The organism is Aquirufa echingensis, from assembly GCF_042714525.1.
Taxonomy (GTDB): Bacteria; Bacteroidota; Bacteroidia; order Cytophagales; family Spirosomataceae; genus Aquirufa; species Aquirufa echingensis.
Window position 1 is genome coordinate 295,982 of record NZ_JBBKYA010000001.1, and the last position, 23,835, is coordinate 319,816.

The following is a 23,835-nucleotide window of genomic DNA, read 5'->3' on the forward strand; positions in this document are numbered from 1 at the left end:
TTAATTAGTCCAATTTTTGTTTCCGTCAAATTTCTTGACACATCTCCAAGGGTCAATTTTATTTCTTTGTTTGCCTTAGTTTCTATTTGCAGAAGCTGGGGCACCCTAAAGACTTACTCTTTGATACCTTAAAGTATGCTTAACGTTCACCCTAAAACGTTTCGATTTGCGCTTGCGCAAGTTGTGTTTTTCCTTGTTCTAATTTTTAATATTAGTCCATCTGCCTACGGTCAGAATACCGCGCCAACCGCCGATTTTGATGGCGACGGGATTATAAATTCTGTCGATTTAGATGATGATAATGATGGAATACCGGATTCGGATGAATATTGTCAATCTTCGATTATATTACCAGCTACCAATAGCATTGCGGCAGTAACTGAACAAACAGTACCTACTGGCTGGACCATTGCTCAATCTTCTCCTGATATCGCGACGACTGCATATTCCATTTATGGCGGATGGGTCGTAGGTAGCTGTACCGGAACTGTCCCCACGCCTCCCAATGGCCATCAGTCCTGGGTGAACTTTTACTCCAATACACAAGAAGCATTTAAAACGAATCTATCCAATCTTGTTGTAGGTAGAACCTACATTTTAAAAGTGTATTATGCCCGTTTTGGTTCAACGACTTTAGGTCAAGTGACTGTAAAGGTAGGAGGAACGGTTGTTGACCAATACACCCCTGTCACAGGTTGCGGTTGGGATACTCGCTATGTAACCTTTACAGCTGGAGCCACGAGTCAAGATTTGCAGTTCCAAAATACTGGAGCGCCATCTCCTATGCAAAATGCGAGTGTGTCGGTTTCGGCCGATGCGCTTTACGAAGTATGTGATACAGATAATGACGGAATCATCAATCAATTCGATTTAGATTCGGATGGCGACGGTTGTCCAGATGCCAAAGAGTCGGGCGTCACCGGAAATCTGTCGTCGGGTTCCGTTAAAAACGGATCAGGCGGAGCGGTTACCTCTACAACAACTATCGCGAATGCGATCGCTGGAACAACAGGAAGTTATGGTGCCAATGGACTGAATGATGCCGTCGAAACGACTACGGAGAGTGGAGTTTTGAGCTATACCTCTACCTATCGTTCCTATGCATTGGTGAGTGGAATCAATATTTGCACAGGATTGGATTCCGATGGCGATTCCATTGCGGATGCTGTGGATTTGGATGACGATAATGATGGTGTCTTGGATACAATCGAGCAAACGTCTTGTAATACGCCCATTACGCTAACGCCTACTTCTGCTACTTCGAGTCCAGTCTATGGTGGAAATACGGCTGTTATGACAATTAATAGTTCGGGATTCACAGGATCTGGCCTTTCGGCATTAGCAACTGCCCCCGCAACCTTGAGTGATGCCTGGCTTTTGAAAGATCCGGAAACTTCCGGTTTCATCGAATATGTGATGCCTGCCGGATCAAATGTGGGTGGAGTTGCACTTTGGGCTCCGGATGCCTATAACTACGGCGGCGGCGACGGTCCACCGAAAGACTTTACTGTCGAAGTGACCTATGACGGAGGGCGTACATTTACTTCTCAGGTATTCACGACTGCTCAGCCCAATAGTAGCGGAGCATTGCCTGGTGCGCAAACATTCTATTTTCCAAAGGCACTCTTTAATGTGACTAAAATCCGCTTGAATATATTAAGCGGCTGGTATGACATTAATGGCAATAGTGTTGGACAAGTATCAACCGAAGGCATTACCGTCCACATTGCTTACAACATGTTCTTAGGTGAATTCCGGGCTATTTGTGGGAATGCGGACATTGATACAGATTCGGACGGAATACCCAACCGACTAGATACTGACTCCGATGGCGATGGCTGTCCAGATGCTGTGGAGGCGGGGACTACGATGCTTGCAACTTCAGGCGTTAGCAATGGAGCCAAATATACAGCCACGACCATTCCTGCACCTTATGGATCCAATGGTTTTGCAGACGGACTTGAAACAAGTGCGGGAAGTGGGACCTATGCATCTATTTACAATTATGCCTACGCTGTATATGCTCAAACGTCGCGTTGCCTTGATTCTGATGGTGATACGGTGGTGGACGTAATTGATTTAGATGATGATAATGACGGTGTTCTCGACCTAACGGAAGGAGCGACTTGTGCGGCCATGCCTACCTACACGTTCAAAAATATTGATGGAACTACGACTGGCGCAGCCGGCTATAATGCTGCATTTCCTGCTTGGATGAAAAATTCATATACGGAGGCGGAAGCGGGGTTCAAAGTGATATTTGACCAACCTGTGAGCGACCTAGCTTTTGAATTTGCGTCTATTTATCAAGATGATCGAGTTGGGGATTTTTCCGTTAAACTTAGCAACGGCACCATTTTTAATAACCTAGACTTTGAATTATTAACTAGCTATGCCCCAACCAATTCAATTTGGACGCCTCAGCCAAATTCGGGAAGTAACTTTACCGGAAATTTTTCAAAATTCACCGGTTCTCCTTTCAATCCTGGCGTTCCTTATTTTAAACCAACAGCCCAAGGTGGACAAACGGCACAATCCTGGGGAATTGTTCATTTACTTAATATTCCTGGAGTTGAAACCATAGGAATTTCAGAGGTTAGCTTTAAAATTATTGGCGGATCTGCGACGTCTGGTACAGGAGGTTTAGCTATTTACGGCTCTTGCCTAAGTTACCAAGACACAGATAATGATGGTATTCCCAATCTGCTCGATTTAGATTCCGATGGCGATAATTGCCCCGATGCCAAAGAAGCCGGGGTGACTGGAACCCTAAACTCAGGGAATGTCCGTAATGGCACTAATGGTGCAGTTACCTCAACGGCTTCAGTCGCAAACGCGATAGCTGCTGGCGGCTATGGTGCAAACGGTTTGGCAGATGGCGTTGAAACAACCCCAGAAAGTGGTGTGCTTGCTTACAATGCAACGTATTTGCCCTTTGCTGTAAACCAAAGTTTAGCTGTTTGTGCCGATACTGATTCGGATGGAATTGCAGATAACCTCGACCTAGACGATGACAATGATGGGGTTTTGGACGATGCTGAATTAAGCTGCGTTTCCCCATTAAATGCAGTTGCACCTACAGCTGCAGGTGCTGTGGCAACCTATGAAAACAACCAAGCAACTTTTAAAACTCTCGCTGGAACTTTATCCAAAGTTTCCACACGCGTGTACGATACGAGTATTGATGTAGTCCAACTCGCTGCTACAAGTTCAACGTCAATTACCTTAGACAATTCATACATGTTATTGAAGTTTTTGGTAGCAGATCTAGACCAATCAGAATCCGTGACTTTAAAGGTTTATGATTATCAAAATAACCTGATTCAGTTAAATGCTAATAACCTCATTGAAAAAGGCTCTTATGTGAATGTTACTTATCCAGCTGGTGCATCGATGATGTTGACCGCAGCGGGGTCTACCGCATATGATGGATCTACGTCCACACTTTCCAATGCGCTCCTGGGAATTCCCCAAGTTGCCAAGCGAATCGAAGTTTATAAAACCGCAGGAGCGAATAATTCTTGGGTCGGACTTTTTGCCGGCTGCAACGACCAAGATACAGACAATGATGGGAAATTAAATCGACTAGACCTAGACTCAGACGGAGACGGTTGTAGCGATGCCATCGAGTCCAAAAGTTCTGTATCGGCCACAAGTACAAGTGTTTTTCCAACGGGATCTGACACGAATTCGAATGGTTTATTAAACGTCTATGAAGGTGGCACAGCTGGAACGATTAATTATACTTCGATTTATACACCCTATGCCCTAAGTTCCAATCTAGCCGCTTGTGCAGATACGGATGGCGATACGATTCCGAACAACGTCGATATCGATGACGACAACGATGGAATCTTAGACAACGTGGAATCTCCGGATTGTTTCTACACAGAAAACGATTGGCACTTTGGCAATAGACCGGAAATTACGGTGACCTCGGGTTTAGCCATGACGAGCCCACAAAATCAAACCCCAAAATTGGTAGATGGAAAGAATTCCGGAGTGAGTTATGACGTCCGCTTTGTGGCAACGACGGCAGTGGGGACGGGCCAACAAGTCTACAAATTTGCAATGGGAGTACCTGTTAAATTAGCCAAAGTAACCTTGAGTTATACGGGAACCGCTTCGCAATTTAACGCCGGAACTAAACTTATCATTCGGGGTTCTAATGATGGGACGACATGGACGAATTTAAGTCCTGAAGTGACCTATGACGCGACCGTCGATGCCAATAATGCCACAGAAACTTCGACCATTTTCCCATATCCAGCCACGACGCAATACGCGACGAGCGGAAATATTTTTACGGTTTCGCAGAATGCCAACAAGTATTTATACTACGATATTTTCTGGTCGAGTGGCGGCGGCGTGAACGCGAATGGATATGCCAACGAAGTTTATTTCGATGTGGCCAGTGGATACCAACCCGGCGAGCACCCTAAAGTAGATTGTAGCAATGACACCGATGGCGATGGAAAACTGAATCATGTTGACCTTGATTCCGATGGCGATGGCTGTTCGGATGCGAAGGAAACCCGTGTCTCCGGAACGCTGAATACTTCAGGAAGTTTAAGCAATGCCTTAGCGAATGGACCTTATGGTACGAATGGATTTGCAGACGCATTAGAAACTTCGGCCGACAATGGGACATACACCGGAACCTATGTCTACGGCAATGCGATCGATAGTAGCATCAATGCTTGTACAGATTCGGATGGCGATTCAGTTCCTGATCTTTTGGATTTGGATGATGATAACGACGGAATTCTTGACAGCGTGGAATGCCCAGCGCCCGGTGCTAAACCTTTACTTTCCCGTTTTGATTTAAATTCAGGAGGTACAGCCACACTTACCCAAACCATAAGTAACTGGCCTGAAGAATTGTATGTAGATATTTGGACGCTCGACAATAATTTTAATTTAAAAGTTAATAATACCAATATCACAACGGTAACGGAATTGAACTTTGCACCTATGGGTTCAACAACCGTTTATCCGAATTTTACGGATGTCGTTTTGCCAAGTGGACGCGCGCTACAACAGCCAACAGGTTCTGTCTGGACATATCCAGCTGGGGCACAAAGACCTTTGATGCGTGTGCGCATTTCCAAAAATGGCCAGGTGAAAATTTTCGGTTTGGACGGGGTTAACGGTACCGGAAATTACCAAGAAATGGTGCTCGTGAGTGCTGAATATCAACAAGTTCCGATCAACCTAAACGGGAGCAATACAGTAGTATTTGGCCAAAATCCAAGCTTTAACCCCACATATTTAAATGCCGAATTTAACACCTTTAACGGCACAGGATTCTGCGATACGGATGGGGATGGCGTTGAAAACAGATTAGATTTAGACTCAGATAATGATGGCTGTAGTGATGCCTATGAGGCTAAAACGACCACGAACACAGGCGTTAATTATAAATTTACATCAGGTTTTGGTACGAATGGCTTTGTAGATTCCAAAGAAACGACAGCGGACAATGGCATCTACAACGGCTATTATCCCTACGATTTTGCCATCACAGCAAGCGTAAAAGCTTGTTTGGATACGGACACCGATGGTATTCCAGATGTAACTGATATCGACGATGATAATGATGGTATTCTAGATGATATCGAATCGCCATCTTGCTTTTATACCTTGTTGGAATTAGCCAAGCCAACCGCGGTTAGTTCGGAATTAACTTTGTACAACGCAACAGCCACCTATGCCTTATCAAATAGCATCGATGCGTCAAGCACGACGTATTCGGCATTTACGTCGGGACAGTATCTGGCTGATAAAGAGATTTTAAAATACACGGCTAATGGTCAAATCGCGATTACAAGTCTTAAACTAGATTTAGACTTTAGGGCCATTTCTACGGATGCATCCTCAACTTTCCGCTTCCAGGGATCGTCCGATAATGTGATTTGGGACAATTTAAATTCGGCTCCAGTTTCTTCTTTGACCTACACGCCTCCAGCGACACTCGTGCTGAATAACGATTTACAGCCGGGCAAGAAATATAAATATTACCGACTGTATGGAGTTGCGGGAACAAGTAACTATGGGGGAGTAGCGAATGCGACGTTCAATTTGACGGCAGCTACGTTAGCAAGTCAAAATCCGAAATCTGCTTGCGTCAGTGATGTAGATGGTGACAATATTGCAAATCATTTAGACCTCGACGCTGATGGCGACGGATGTCCGGATGCGAAAGAAACATCCATTCCCGGAACTTTGTTGGCCGGCACCATTCAAAACTTGGCTTCCGGTTCGACAACTACTGTTGTTTCCACATCAGGGGTAAGTAACGCCATAGCGAATGGCACTTATGGCGATAATGGATTTGCTGATGCCTTAGAGACAGCAACGGAATCTGGGATTTATACAGGAACGTATAATTATGACAATGCCTTTTACAAAGGCCTAAATGCCTGTGCAGATACTGATGCTGATGGCATTGGAGACTTAGTGGATATCGACGATGATAATGATGGAATTCTAGATGCCGTCGAATCGCCCGCATGTTTCTTCTCACTAGCAGAATTAGCCCAACCGATGGCAGTTAGTACCGAATTGGCGCAATATTCATCTTATGTGATTGGAAATTCGACTGACGGAAGTTCATCTACGCTTTCAGCTTTTGCACCATCTGTCTCGTGGGTCAACAAAGAAATTTTTAAGCTAACGGCATTGAAACCGATTTTGATTTCGGGCTTAAACTTGGATTTGTCTACTTGGGCCCTTTCTAGTGCGGCTGGAAATACATTTAAACTACAAGCCTCGAACGACAATGCAACATGGACTGATTTATCCACTGCAGTTGCTTCTACCGGTACGACCGGAAGTTTCGTTATAAACAATACCTTATCAACAGCGACGAAATACAATTATTTCCGCGTCATCGGGGTGGCTGGAACAACATATTATGGCGGTGTGTCCGATATTAAGTTTGTATTATCCACCAGCGTTATCAGTAGTCTATATACCAAACCTACCTGTACAACGGGAACAGCAGATGGTGACGCATTGCCGAATCACCTCGACTTAGACTCAGATGGAGATGGATGTTCGGATGCTTTGGAAGCCAGTACGACAACAGACCGAACGACCAATTTTAGTTTTACAGGAACAGATTTTGGGGCAAACGGATTCAAGGATGGCCTGGAAAAAATGAATGCAGAAAGTGGCTATTATAATGGTGTGTATACCTATTTCTTTGCGACAAATAATGCCATTAATTTTTGTACAGATGCGGATGGAGATGGCACGCCGGATTGGAATGATTTGGATAATGATAATGATGGTGTGTTAGATGCGATCGAAGCGCCTAGCTGTTTTTATTCTTCGGAGGAGATGAGCATTCCTACCGCAGTGAGCACAGAATTAGTACTTTATTCGACCAACTTAATTACCAGTTCAATCGATAATGTAAGTACGACGCAATCTGCTTTTGATGTATCTCAAAACTGGGTTAATAAAGAAATTTTCAAGTTCACGGCGAATAATTACATCGCTATTTCAGGCATGAATTTTGATTTGGTCAATTGGGCATTATCTAGTGTTGTAGGGAATACATTCAAGTTACAAGGTTCAGGCGATAATGTTAACTGGACCGATTTATCTACACCGACCTATTCAACGGGTACGACCGGTACATTTACCATTTCCAATACATTAGCCACTAATACCAAGTTTAAATACTTCCGAATCCTTGGTGTTGCGGGGACATCAAATTATGGCGGGGTAAAAGAAGCTCGTTTCAATCTGGCAACATCGGTCTCACCAAGTGCGAATCCAAAACCCACGTGTACGACCGACACCGATAACGATGGTATTTTAAATCAATTCGATTTAGACTCGGACGGAGATGGTTGTTCCGATGCGATTGAATCGGGTAGTTCGACTACTGCAACAAGTACGTCCACATATCCAACGGGTTCAGATACCGTGGTAAATGGGTTATTGGATGTGTATGAAAGCGCGACTCCTGGAGTCGTGAATTACCGCAATTATTATTCAAACTACGCAGTAAGAAATTCGATCAATGCGTGCTCTGATTTCGATTCCGATGGTGCCCGTGATGTATTTGATTTAGATGATGATAATGACGGAATATTGGATTTGATTGAACAAGGTACATGTACTTCCACAGGAATTGATCTGACAAAATTCACCTTTAATGGAACAGCGGTTTCTGCCAAGACGAGTAATAGTATCTCATCAGCTACCTCCGGAACATGGATATCTTCTTATTCGAATGAAACGCTTACTTTGCCTATTTCACTTGTGTTTAAACGGCAAAGCCCGACTAGCGGTGTTGCCATGTTTGGTTTGATTTCTGTGAATGAAACACAAACACCGGCCAACTGGAGTGATGGGGGGTATAAATTTTATCCGAATCAAGCGACCGATTATGGATTATTTCCCAATGCATGGACCTATACAAATACAGCGGCGGCAAATGATGAGTACCGCCTTGATATTTCCTCGACGGGCTATGTCACGGTTAAAATTAATGGTGTTCAACAAGCAGGATTTCAAGGGACAAATGCAGCCTATCGCTTGGTATTATCAGCCTTGAGTACTCCAGCTACATTTACAAATGTCTCTATTTCCGATGCTACAAATCCAGCTTTAATTACCTGTCAAGATTTTGATACCGATGGTGATGGCATAGTGAATCGCTTGGATCTGGATTCCGACGGCGATGGCTGTAGTGATGCTTTTGAGTCGGGGTCTTCGACAAACACATCGTCGAACTTTCAATTCACCGGAGCGAATGCCGATTTTGGTACAAATGGTTTCTACAATGCTGTGGAAAAAACAAGCGCAGAAAGCGGAATTTTCAACGGATTGTATACCTATGATTATGCGATTTCGAATGCGATCAAAAGCTGCCGTGATACCGATGGCGATGGTGTCTTAGATGTAACAGATATAGATGATGATAATGATGGTGTCTTAGATGCGATTGAATCATTTTCATGTTTCTTCAGCTTGAATGAACTTAAAGTCGTATCTGCCATTAGCTCTGAATTGCTCCCTTATTCGACTTATGCACTTGCAAATGCGATTGATACGCCTACTGGAACTGTGACAACTTCCGGTTTTGCGACTGGCCAAAACTGGGTAGGTAAAGAGATTTTCCGCATGACGGCGCCAACTTTTGAAAGCATTTCTGGCATCACTTTCGATTTGGCTAGTTGGCCACTTTCCTCCGCCACTACAAGTACATTCAAACTACAAGGTTCTGGAGACAATACCAATTGGACCGACCTATCTGCAGCCACCTATTCGACGGCGACAACGGGTAGTTTTACGATCACGAATAGCCTTGCGCCGTCTACCCGATTCAAATATTTCCGATTAGTTGGCGTGGCGGGTACCTCTGGTTATGGCGGCGTAAGCAATATCATGCTGAATACTTCATCCATTTCCAGTGCCTATCCAAAAGCAAGTGCGTGTACCGTTTCAAATGATGCAGATAATATCCCCAATCATTTGGATTTAGACTCCGATGGCGATGGATGTTCAGATGCGATTGAAGCCTCGAGTTCTAATACAGCCACGAGTACATCTGTTTTCCCAACAGGGACTGACACGAACGGGAATGGTCTATTAGACGCTTATGAAAGTTCGACAGCAGGTGAAATTAATTATGTTTCAACGTATGCAAACTATGCAGTAACCACATCTGTAAATGCCTGTACCGATACAGATAATGATGGAGTTCGAGATGTGGATGATATAGATGATGATAATGATGGTGTCTTAGATACAAATGAATGTAATACATCTGCTGCTCAAATGTTTTTAGAGAATTTTGAAACTTCAGTTGTCAATCCTTATGATTCTTCTCCACTTTATCAGCCAGGGGTTTCAATGAATGGTCAATTAGTGACACCAGGAGCCAATGGAACAAACAAAGCATTATTTGACAATACAGGTGCTGGTACTTATGCTGCCGGCGATATTATTTGGGGTACCAAAACACCAATTACTGTAAAACCATATAGTACTTACGAAGTGAGTTACTACATGAAAGATCAGAATGGTGTATCGTTTCCTCGAGTAGAAACATGGATTAACGGAGTCAAGCTACATAATGCTGTAACAATTACAACTTCATGGGTTAAGTATACCTATTTATGGAATAGTGGAGGAAGTACGAGTTTGGATTTGGCGATTGCCAATTTAACATTCACTGGTTCAGGAAACGACTTTTACTTAGATGAAATTTCCGTTGTTGCCAAATGTGTTGACCAAGATTCAGATGGCGATGGCGTAGTCAATCGCCTTGACCTTGACTCCGATGGCGATGGTTGCTTCGATGCCGTCGAAGCCAAAACTGTTACAGCATTAACACAGTCGACCGTCGCATCTCCTTATGGCGCAAACGGTTTCGCCAATTCCATCGAAACCGCCGCCGAAAGCGGTGTATATACAGGAACCTACTTGTATTCCCGTGCAACTGATGCGAGTATCAAAGCATGTACAGATACCGACTTTGACGGTGTGCCTGATATTGATGATTTGGATGACGATAATGATGGGCTTTTAGATACAGCTGAATATGGACCTGTGGCTTGTATGTTGTCTCCTTCTTGTATTCAAAATCCTTCTTTGAGTTCGACTGTCTCAGGCATTGGAGTACCACCATCTGGTTGGTCAAATTTTCCAAATGGTGGATCTGTAGATATAAATCAAGGTAATTGGCAAATTAGTTATGGTCAAGCAACACCATCTAGAACGTTGTTTCCTAATTCTACCGCAAGTACGTATTTTATTTATGGAATGAGTAAAGGAGGGGGAGGAACCCTAGGAAGCTGGGCGCCATTTGGTGAATCATTTCAACAAACATTGAACTGTTTAACCATAGGAACAACATACCACATTTCATTTAGAGGGGCATTTACGCATAGTCCAGGAATAGTTGCAGCTGTCAATTACGAAACAACACCAACATCGGCAAGTTTTGTGTTGCTAAAAGATGGAGTCCAAGTGTCGCAAGCTCCCAATCAGCTGCTTCAAGCTACACAACAAACGGTTAATTTGTCTTTTGTAGCGACTTCAACAACTCATACGATTGCTATTGCCCATATAAATAGTCTTAGCACGGATTTGTCGTTAATGGTAATTGAAGCAGGATCGGGTTTCGTTTGTACCAATGCCCCTGCTTCTTTAAATACGAAATTAGACACCGACGGTGACGGCATCCCTAATAGCCTCGACCTCGACTCCGACGGCGATGGATGTTCCGATGCCAACGAGGCATACAATAACGCGACGGCGCAAGGCACCGACGGCAATTCGTATTACGGAACGGGTACGCCACCTACGGTAGACGCAAGCGGTAAAGTAACCACGGCAAGCTATACCGCGACGAGCGCGAATACCCTGACCGTTGGCCGCGCCTCGGTTATTACCGCTCAGCCCGTGGATGTCAACACATTGCCCAATGCCACCAACATTACCTATGCTGCAACCGTAACCCCAGGTTCGGGAACGACAACTTACCAATGGCAAGTCAGTACAAACGGGGGAGGTACCTGGACGAACATCACAAACAACGCAACCTATTCCGGCGCGACAACGGCTAGCTTAACCATCAGCACCGCGACCATTGCGATGAAGGAATACCGCTACCGCTTGAACATCGCACAGTCGGACTACATCTGCGGAAACTTAACTTCTTCCGCCGCGCGTTTGATCATGACGAATACGCCTACCGTGACAGATGATGTTGCCACGGCGATCGAAGATACACCGCTGAATGGTTCTGTCTTGACAAACGATACTGGCTCCGGCGGATCTGCCATTACGGTCACAAGTTTTACGATTAATGGTACAACTTATACGGCCGGTCAAACAGCAAGCATTCCAAACGTAGGAACCTTTACTCTTCGTGCGAATGGAACCTATACTTTTACCCCGGCGGCCAATTATAATGGCGCGGTTCCGGTGATTTCTTATTTGGCGACAGATGCCAACGGCGGTTCGGACACGGGAGATTTGAGCATCTCCATTACCGCGGTGAATGATCCGGTGGTCGTGGTAAATGAAACGGTATCGACGAATCAAGGCACCGTAGCAACGGGTTCAGTATTGACCAATGACACCGATGCCGATGGAAATACTTTGACTATTACCCAATTCACCGTGAACGGTGTGGCACATAACGTAGGCGATGTGGTTTCAATTCCTGGCAAAGGAACAATCACCGTTGCGGCGAATGGAACCTTCACCTTCACCCCAATCGCCACCTATTCAGGTGCGGTTCCTGTGATCGGATATACCGTCAGCGACGGCAATGGTTCGTCGGTGAATGGAACCTTGACCATCAATGTGGTGGACGTTAACGATGCGCCTTTGGCAGCTGATGACATCACAACGACCTTACAAAATACTCCGGTTTCAGGCAACGTGTTGACCAACGATTCAGACCCGGAAAATAATACCTTAAGCATCACCAAAATCACCATTGCGGGCGTGGATTACCCAGCCGGAACGACGGCTACAATTGCCAATGTGGGGACGGTTGTGGTGAATGCCAACGGAACGTATACCTTCACGCCGACCTCAACTTTTACGGGTGCGGCGCCAGTCATTACCTATACGGTGAGTGACGGAACAACGACCTCAACGGCAGCGTTGAAAGTTGCTGTAACGGCCTTAGTTAATGCGAACCCAGTGGCGGTAGCAGATACGAAAATCACGACTGAAGATACCCCAGCAACCGGCAATGTCTTGTCGAACGATACCGACGCCGAAGGAAATACCTTGACCGTCACGTCGTTTACGATGAACGGTCGGACCTATCCTGCCGGCACAATGGAAACAATTACTGGCGTAGGGACAATCGTTGTGAATGCGAACGGAACCTATACCTTCACGCCTTTGGCGAATTATGCAGGATCCGTTCCCGTGATTACCTATGCGATTAGCGATGGAAATGGCGGAACGGCCAGCGGAACCTTGACGCTCAGCATCACTCCTGTGAATGATGCACCGGTTGCAACAGATGATGTGGCGACGGCGACGGAAGACAGTCCGGTGTCTGGAAATGTCTTGACGAACGACTCGGATGTGGAGGGCAATACGCTTAGCGTCACGCAATTTGTGATTAACGGAACGACCTATACTGCCGGCCAAACAGCCACCTTGGTAGGCGTAGGGACATTCGTTATGAACGCCAATGGGACGTTTACTTTTACCCCAAATGCAAATTATTCGGGAGCTGTTCCTACGGTAACTTATACGCTTAGCGACGGAAATGGAGCAACGGATACGGGTGATTTGACCGTCAATATTACACCGGTCAATGACGCTCCAGTTGCGTCCGATGATGTAGCAAACACGCCACAAGGAACCGTGAAAACGGGGGATATTGTGACCGTAACAGATACGGATGTTGATGGAAATACCTTGACATTAACCCAGTTTAAAATCAACGGCTTGACCTATGCGGCAGGTTCTACGGCCAATATACCAGGCGTAGGAACCTTGCAAATCAATGCGGATGGAACCTATACCTTCACACCGGTTCCGGCTTATGTGGGAACGGTTCCTACCGTGGAATATACCATTTCGGATGGAAACGGTGGAACGGATACGGGCAATTTTGTCATCACGGTGACGGATGTCAATGATCCTCCTGCGGCAGCCCGCGACGAGAAAACGATCAATCAAAATACTCCAGCGATAGGTGCTTTATTGAGCAATGATACCGACTCCGACAACAATGCTTTAACCATTATACAATTTGTGGTTAATGGCGTAACCACACTGGTGGATCCAACAAATGGGGGAACCTATACCTTGGCGGGTGTGGGAACTTATGTTGTTTCGGCTAACGGTAATTATACCTTTACGCCACTGAATACTTATGTAGGTACGACTCCGGCATTGACCTATACGGTGAGTGACGGAACGGCTACTGCAACGTCAACTTTGACAGTCTACGTGCAACCGACCGATACGGCACCCGTTGCGATGGCAGATGCCAATTCGATTGTAGAAGATGGTGTTGCGACGGGCAACGTTTTAAGTAACGACACCGATGCGGAAGGTGATGTTTTATCTGTTACCCAATTCACCGTTGGCGGCCAAACCTATCCTGCTGGAACGACCGCAACCATCCCGAACGTGGGTACGTTGGTCGTGAATGCGGATGGTACTTACACCTTTACGCCTTTAGCAAATTACAACGGAACGGTTCCTTCAATTTCCTATTTAGTGACGGATAGTGCAGGGGCTACGGCGACGGGCCAACTCAGCATTACGGTTTCTGCGGTGAATGATGTGCCCGTGGCGGTTAATGACCAAGCCACCACGCCGGAAGACACGGCGTTGACAGGTAATGTCAAAACCAACGATTCCGATGTGGATGGAAATACCTTGACCTTAACCCAATTTACCGTGGGAGGTCAAACCTATACCGCTGGCCAAACAGCCAATATTTCTGGCGTAGGTTCCTTGCAAATGAATGCGGATGGAAGCTTTACTTTCACCCCGGCGGCGAATTACAACGGAGCCTTCTCGGCAGTTACGTATACCATTTCCGACGGCAATGGCGGAACGGCTACGGCGAATTTAGCGATCAATATTACGGCTGTGAATGACGCGCCTGTTGCATCGAATGACACAGAAACAACGCCGCAAGGTTCTGTGAAAACAGGTGATATTTTGACTGTGGCAGATACGGATGTGGACGGAAATACCTTGACACTTACGCAATTCAGCATCGGCGGAGTGACCTATTCAGCGGGAACTACGGCGAATATTCCGGGCGTAGGAACCTTGGTCATTAATGCCGATGGAACCTATACCTTCACACCTTTATCCACTTATGTGGGAACTGTCCCAACGGTCACGTACACGATTTCTGATGGCAATGGCGGAACCGCGACGGGAACCTTTATCCTGACGGTAACTGATGTGCCTGAGCCGCCAGTCGCCACGGATGATGCAGCGACAGTAGGTAAAAATGTGGTGGTTTCTGGGAATTTGGTCAGCAATGATACGGACCCAGAATCGAATACCTTGACGATTGCTTCGTATAGCATCAACGGTGTAACGGGGCCATTTACCTTAGGGTCTACTATTACAATTTCGAGTGTGGGAACCATGCGGGTAAATGCCGATGGAACCTATGTGTTTACGCCATTGGCCACGTATTCAGGAACGGTTCCAGCTTTGACGTATACCGTCAGCGATGGAAACGGTGGCACGGATACGGGCTTATTGAACATTACCGTAATTGATACAAACACGCCGCCAACGGCTACGAATGATGTTGTGGCAGCGACGGAAGATACGCCACGAACCGGCAACGTATTGACAAATGATTCCGATCCAAATGGCGATGCGATTTCAGTCGTCAGTTTTGTGGTTGGCTCAACGACCTATCCCGCAGGATCTACCGCGACGATTCCAAACGTGGGAACGATTGCAATTGCTGCGAATGGGGCCTTTACATTTACCCCATTTGCGAATTATAATGGCACGGTTCCTGCGGTGAATTACACCATCACGGATGGGCTAGGTGGTATATCAACGCCCGCTTTGAATATCACGGTTTCTGCGGTGAATGATACTCCAATTGCCGTGAATGACGACAACGTTTCGGGACCAGAAGATTCCCCTATTACCGGCAATGTTTTGGCGAATGACTCGGATCCAGATGGTACTCCTATCAGCGTTTCGCAATTTACGATTGCGGGTGTGGTGGGCACCTTTACTGCAGGCCAAACGGCCACGATTCCAGGCAAAGGTACCTTGGTCATCAATGCGAATGGGACCTTTACTTTTACGCCTTTGGCGAATTATTTTGGTCCAGTTCCTACGATTACCTACACAGCCGTGGATGGTTCAGGTGCATCTGCCAATGCCACCTTGAACATGTCGGTAACTCCGGTGAATGACCCTCCAGTCGTGGTGAATGATGTGATTACGGTACCGGAAGGAACCACGGGAACCGGCAATGTTTTGACGAATGATTCCGATGTGGAAAATGGCACCTTGTTGGTCACTCAATTCGCGATTAATGGGGTCATTTATACGCATGGTTCGATCGTAGCGATTCCTAACGTGGGCACGTTTGTCATGAATGAAGACGGCACTTATTCATTCACAGGTGTAGCAAATTACAGTGGTCCCGTTCCTGTGATTACCTACACGGTAACTGATGGAACAGGTGGAGTGAGCACAGGAACCTTGACCGTTACGATTCAAAATGTGAACGATGCGCCGGTGGTTGTTTCTGAAACGGTCATCACGCCGGAAGATACCCCAGCAACAGGAAACGTCTTGACAAATGACACCGATCCGGAAGGAACTACCTTGAGCATTACGCAATTCTTGGTAGGTGGTGTAAGCTATACAGCCGGTCAAACGGCTACCATTCCAGGTGTGGGAACTGTGACAATCTCGAGTTCAGGTGCTTATGTATTTACCCCAGTGGCGAATTATTTTGGTAATGTTCCTCCAGTGATTTACACGGTTTCAGATGGACAGGCGACAACCACGGGAAGCTTAACAATTTCAGTTACTTCCGTGAACGATGCACCGGTCGCGGTCAATGACACGAAGGTGGGTGAAGTGAATGCGAATGTGGCAGGTAATGTCTTGACGAATGATACCGATGTAGAAAATGGTACCTTATCGGTCGTTGACTTTGTCATTAACGGTACGACGTATCCTGCTGGTCAAACGGCTACGATTCCAAATGTAGGAACCGTGACGATGAACGCCGACGGTACTTATACCTTTGTGCCGGCCTTGAATTATGCGGGCACCTTACCGGCGATTACCTATAACATCTCGGATGGTGCGGGCGGTACAGCCTCGGCAACTTTGGCTTTAACGATTACCTTCGATACTGACGGTGACGGTATTCCAGATGCGGTGGAGAAAGGACCAGGTGTCGCGCCGGATACGGATGGCGATGGCATTCCGGATTACAAGGATTTGGATTCGGATAACGACGGAATTTTAGATAGCGTAGAAAATGCCGCTTGCGTTCCAGCGGTCATGCCTTGTGATATTGACGGTGACGGTATTCCAAATTACTTGGATTTAGATTCCGATAACGATGGCATTTCCGATGTGATTGAGGCGGGCGGAATCGATGGAAATGCAGATGGAAAAGTAGACGGTGCGGTAGATGCGCAAGGAATTCCCGTAGCCGCGAATGGCGGTTTAACGCCTCCGAATACGGATGGAACAGGTGCTTCGAATCCTTACGACGTTGACTCCGATGGCGACGGAATTCCAGATTCCATCGAAGGAACGCGCGACACGGATGGTGATGGAACACCCGATTATAAAGACTTAGATTCAGACGGGGACGGCATTTCAGACGCGATCGAAGGATCCGCCGATGCCGATGGCGACGGCATCCCGAATTACCGCGATTTAGATTCTGATGGCGATGGTATTCCAGATGCAACGGAAGGTATTGTGGATACCGATACGGATGGCCGACCAAATTTCTTGGATACGGATTCTGATGGCGATGGTATTCCGGATGCAACGGAAGGCGCAACGGATACAGATGGCGATGGCGTTCCGAATTACTTGGATTTAGATTCTGATGGTGACGGTATTCCAGATTCCGTAGAAGGAACAATCGATACAGACGGCGACGGCATCCCGAATTACAAGGATACGGATTCCGATGGTGACGGCATTCCTGATTCCGTTGAAAAAGGAGCAAATCCATTGTCCCCTCGAGATACGGACGGCGATGGCATCCCAGATTACAAAGATTTGGACTCGGATGGCGATGGCATCCCTGATTCGATTGAGGGAGTGACCGACACCGATGGTGACGGTCTACCTAATTACATGGATCCAGATTCAGATGGCGATGGTATTCCAGATTCGATCGAAAAAGGAATCGATCCTCTGCATCCTTTGGATACTGATGGCGATGGAACGCCGGATTATTTGGACACAGATTCAGACAATGATGGTATTTCAGATTCAGTTGAAAAAGGGCCAGATCCGTTACACCCTGTTGATACGGACGGTGATGGTATTCCAGATTACCGCGATTTGGATTCGGATAACGATGGCATATCGGATGCCGAGGAAGGAACAACCGATACGGATGGGGACGGCATCCCGAATTACCGTGATTTGGATTCGGATGGGGATGGGAAGCCAGACCAACAAGAAGGCGTGGTTGATACGGATGGCGATGGTACTCCAAACTATTTAGATTTAGATTCTGACGGCGACGGTGTCTTAGATGCGGTGGATCAATGTCCGCTTCTTGCTGGAAACTTGGCGAGCGGATGTCCACTCGACAGCGATAACGACGGAGTTCCGGATGTAACGGATTTTGATGATGACAATGACGGCATTTTAGATACGGTAGAAAATGCAGCTTGCGTACCCGCGGCAGCTACGTGCGATACGGATGGCGATGGCATTCCAAACAATTTGGACCCAGATTCAGACAATGACGGCATCTCGGATGTGCGTGAAGCAAATGGTACGGATGTGAATGGAGATGGTGTGGTAGATGGCGCCGTGGATTCGAATGGTGTGCCTACAGCAGCTTCGGGCGGTTTAACGCCACCGAATACCGATGGAACGGGTGCTTCAAATCCATACGATACCGATTCGGATGGTGATGGCATTCCAGATAGCATTGAGAAAGGACCGAACGGCAATGCGCCTTTGGATTCAGATGGCGATGGTATCCCGAACTATTTGGATACCGATTCGGATGGCGATGGCATTTCGGATTCGATTGAACGCGGAACAGGGACGGCGATTGCTGACACAGATGGTGATGGAGCGCCAGATTATTTAGACTTGGATTCCGACGGCGATGGGATTACAGATGCAGTGGAAGGAACGACAGATACTGACGGTGATGGCATTCCTAACTTCCGCGATGTGGATTCTGACGGCGATGGTATTCCTGATTCTATCGAAGGAACGGTCGATACGGATGGCGATGGCATTCCAAATTACTTGGACGTTGATAGCGATGGCGACGGCATTCCAGATTCGGTTGAAAAAGGACCAAATCCATTGAGTCCGATCGATACGGACGGTGATGGCATTCCAGATTACAAAGATTTGGATTCCGATGGTGATGGTATTCCGGATGCAACGGAAGGAGCTATCGACACGGATGGCGATGGCATCCCGAATTACCGCGATTTAGATAGCGATGGCGATGGTATCCCAGATGCCGTGGAAGGAACAGTCGATACGGATGGCGACGGCATTCCTAACTACAAAGATTTGGATTCAGATGGCGACGGTATTTCCGATGCGATCGAAGGTACGATGGACACCGACGGTGACGGTATGCCAAATTACAAGGATTTGGATTCGGACGGCGACGGCATATCCGACGCGATTGAAGGAGCGCGCGATACGGATGGCGATGGAACACCGGATTATTTGGATTTAGATTCAGATGGCGACGGTATTTCGGATGCGATCGAAGGAACGGTAGATTCGGATGGAGATGGCATCCCGAATTTCCGTGATTTGGATTCAGATGGCGATGGTATTTCAGATGCGATCGAAGGAACGGTCGATACGGATGGTGATGGTATCCCGAATTATTTGGATACGGATTCAGACGGCGATGGAGTTCCAGATTCTGTTGAAGGAAATGTGGACACGGATGGCGATGGCATGCCGGATTACTTGGATTTAGATTCCGATGGCGACGGTGTATTGGATGCGACGGATACTTGTCGGGTCAACGTAGGGGATGTCGCGAACAACGGATGTCCGACCGACTTCGACGGCGATCGCATCAATGATTCATTAGATTATGACGATGATAATGATGGCATTTTAGATACGATTGAAAATGCGGCATGTAGTCCTGCCTCGTTAAACTGCGACACGGACGGCGACGGCATTCCGAATCGCTTTGATTTAGATTCGGATGGTGATGGCATCAAAGATGTTCGTGAGGCAAATGGATTAGATGTGAATGCGGACGGCATTGTGGATGGTCCGGTAGATGCGAATGGTGTTCCTACCGCGGCGAATGGTGGATTAACGCCGCCAAACACCGATGGAACGGGTGGATTGAATCCATACGATGTAGATTCTGATGGCGATGGTATTCCAGACTCAGCTGAAAAAGGAACCAACGGAAATATTCCACGCGATACGGATGGCGATGGCATTCCGGATTACTTGGATTTGGATTCCGATAATGATGGAATTTTAGATGCTGCCGAAGGCAATGTGGATACGGATGGGGATGGCATTCCAAATTACCGAGATTTGGATTCCGACGGCGATGGTGTTTTGGATGCCACCGAAGTAGCTGACGGAACGAGCCCAACCAATGCTTGCTCATTAATTCCTGCACATCAGACCGTGTCGGCACCAGGCTGGTCGGCAAGCGATTGCGACGGCGACGGCAATCCAAATAGTACGGATCCGCACATGAATGCGCCAACGGCACAGAATGATAATTTCGTGATTTCGGGTACGGGCCAACAAGCCTTTAACATTTTAGCGAATGATGATTTCTTAGCTGGTGGAGGCGTTACGATTAATCGTTTGGTTGGGTCTGCAGGTGGAACGGCATTGGGAACGGTGAGCTTTAATGCGAACACGGGCATGTTGATCTATACTCCAGCGCCAGGCGAAATATCCGGCTTGAAAACGGTGGTTTATCAAGTGTGTAAAGGCATCGTTTGTGCAACGGCGACGGCCTATTTGAATTTCTGCGATGTGAATGACCCTACGGTGGATTGTGATGGCGATGGGGTGACGAACGGACAGGAATCGACTGATGGAACCGATCCGTTAAACGCATGCTCATTGCTTCGTAGCAGTCAAACGCTGACACCAAGTGCGTCTTGGTCGGCAGGGGATTGCGATGGCGATGGTAACCCAAACAGTACGGATCCACACGTGGCTACCGCTGTTGCCAATAATGATTTAGTTCAAATTGCGGGAACAGGGGCACAGACCTTCAACATTTTGGCAAATGATGATTTCTTGGCGGGCCACTCGACCATGTCGCGATTGATTGGAAATGCGGGCGGAACAGCACAAGGAACCGTTAGTTTTAATAATGTGACGGGTGAAATGACGTATACACCAGCGGTGGGTGAGACGAGTGGGACGAAGACGATTGTGTACCAAGTATGCAATAATTCGGTTTGCGCGACGGCGACGATTACCTTGAGTTTCTGTAATCCAAATGATCCGGCAGCGGATTGTGATGGGGATGGCGTGACGAATGGTCAAGAGGCCATCGATGGAACGAATCCAAACGATGCATGTAGCTTGAATTTCCGTTCACAAACCTTAATTCCAAGTTCCGCTTGGTTGGCCGCCGATTGCGATGGCGACGGTGTAACGAATGGCGTCGAGCGCACGGATCGCACGGACCCAACGGATCCATGTAGTTTATTATTGACGAGCCAGGTGCGTGCGAATGCAAGCTCGGGTTGGTTAGCTGCCGACTGTGATGGCGATGGTAATCCGAATGGAACGGATTCGGCGCCGTTGGATTTCTGTGTGGATGGGTCGGGTCAAATACCTGTATATGGTACGCCAGCCTATGAATATTTCCGCGATGCGGATTGTGATGGGGATGGGATATCGAATGGACTCGAATGTCACAATGGAGGAACTCGTTGCGAGGATACGGATGGCGATGGAACATTTGACTACATGGATATCGATAGTGATGGGGACGGAATTCTAGATTATTCGGAGCGATACATTGATTCTGATGGTGATGGCAGGATGGACTATGTGGATTTGGATTCCGACAATGATGGTATTTTAGATAGTCGGGAAACGGCAAGAGATTCGGACGGTGATGGTGTTCCGAATTATTTGGATTTTGATGCTGATGGCGATGGGATCTTGGATAGCTTTGAAGGCTTGATCAAGTTCCGTAACCAAGTGGATAACAATAACAACGGTCGGGTGGATTGCACAATAGATGCCAATGGAAATGGATTGATGGATTGCGTCGAAACTGCGATGGGAGGTGCTTCCTTCGAGGTTCCTGATACCGATGGTGACGGCATACTTGATTTTCTAGATTTGGATTCCGACAATGATGGCATTTTAGATAGCATTGAATTAAGAGGTGATCCGGATGGCGATGGCTTGCCTAATTACCGGGACTTAGATTCAGATGGAGATAAGTTGGGGGACGTTGTAGAAACCACCATTGACAAAGATGGAGATGGAATTCCAAACTTCTTGGATTTAGATAGTGATGGCGATGGAATCTTGGATCGGATTGAAGGTCCTACCACTTGCGTTACATGTACTGATCGCGTGGATAATAATGAAGATGGTTGGGATGACCGAAATGAGTTCTCTTCGTTGGGCTGGACAATTGATACTGATCAAGACGGCTTGCCGGATTATTTGGATTTAGATTCCGACAATGATGGTATTCCGGATGCAGTGGAAGGAATCGTAGACACGGATGGTGATGGCGTACCAAACTTCCGTGATCTAGATTCAGACAATGATGGTATTCCAGATGCGATTGAAGGGACGGTGGACACGGATGGCGATGGTATTCCAAATTACTTAGATGTAGATTCTGACAATGATGGCATTCCGGATGCTGTAGAAGGAATTCGCGATACGGATGGCGATGGGAAGCCGGATTATTTGGATACGGATTCTGACAATGATGGAATTCCGGATTCTGTGGAGGCTGGGAAAGATCCCGCACATCCGGTTGATACGGATGGCGATGGTGTCCCTGATTTCCGTGATTTGGATTCCGACAATGACGGTATTCCAGATGCGATAGAAGCTGGAAAAGATCCTGCACATCCTGTGGATACAGACAAAGATGGCATCCCAGATTTCCGCGATTTGGATTCCGATAATGACGGTATTCCAGATGCCGTAGAGGCAGGAAAAGATCCTATGCATCCCGTGGATACAGATAAAGATGGTATCCCCGATTATTTGGATTTAGATTCCGACAATGATGGTATTCCAGATGCGTTTGAAGCTGGCAAAGATCCAATCAATCCGGTAGATACCGATGGCGATGGAACGCCAGATTACCGCGATTTAGATTCGGATAATGACGGTATTCCAGATGCAGTTGAAGGGATACGTGATACGGATGGCGATGGAATTGCCGACTTCCGTGATTTGGATTCGGATAATGACGGCATTCCCGATGCGGTAGAAGCAGGAAAAGATCCGAAACATCCGGTGGATTCCGACGGTGATGGTATTCCAGATTATCGTGATGTGGATTCTGATAATGATGGTATTCCAGATGCGGTGGAAGGAAAACGTGATACGGATGGTGACGGCTTGCCGGATTATTTGGATGTTGATTCCGATAATGACGGCTATTCAGATAAACATGAAGCCGGCGCGAATCCAGCAAATCCAGTCGATACGGATAAGGACGGCATTCCGGATTACCGTGATTTGGATTCGGATGCAGATGGCATTTCTGACAAATTGGAAGATGATTTGAATTACGGAGCCTTGCCTGATTGTGACCACGACGGCATCGAGAACCGCATTGACCCAGATCAATGTGAGACCTTTGCACCGCAAGGTATTTCACCGAATGGAGATGGTCAAAATGATGTGTTAATCATTCCTGGTATTATGGGTAAAGGGAACAATACCTTAACAATTTACAACCGCTGGGGAAATATTGTTTACCAAAAAGATAACTACCAAAACGATTGGGGTGGTCAGACCGACCGCGCGTTTACTATGACCGCGGATGATCATTTATTGCCTGATGGAACGTATTACTATGTGATTGACTTCAAAGGAAAATATCCAGAAGTGGGCCAATATGTGTACATCAATCGCTTAGAAAAATAGGAT

The 23,835-nt window shown here is 46.8% G+C and carries 1 protein-coding gene; it reads left to right on the top strand.

All coding sequences use genetic code 11. The features are described 5' to 3' along the window. Positions 1-135: 135 nt before the first annotated feature. Entirely contained in the window at positions 136-23,832 is a 23,697-nt protein-coding gene (locus SKC38_RS01365) for a tandem-95 repeat protein (protein ID WP_377974434.1), read from the top strand. Positions 23,833-23,835: the final 3 nt, after the last annotated feature.

Coding starts and splice junctions, on each gene's coding strand:
- SKC38_RS01365 (WP_377974434.1), top strand. CDS start 136: ATGCTTAACGTTCACCCTAAAACGTTTCGATTTGCGCTTGCGCAAGTT.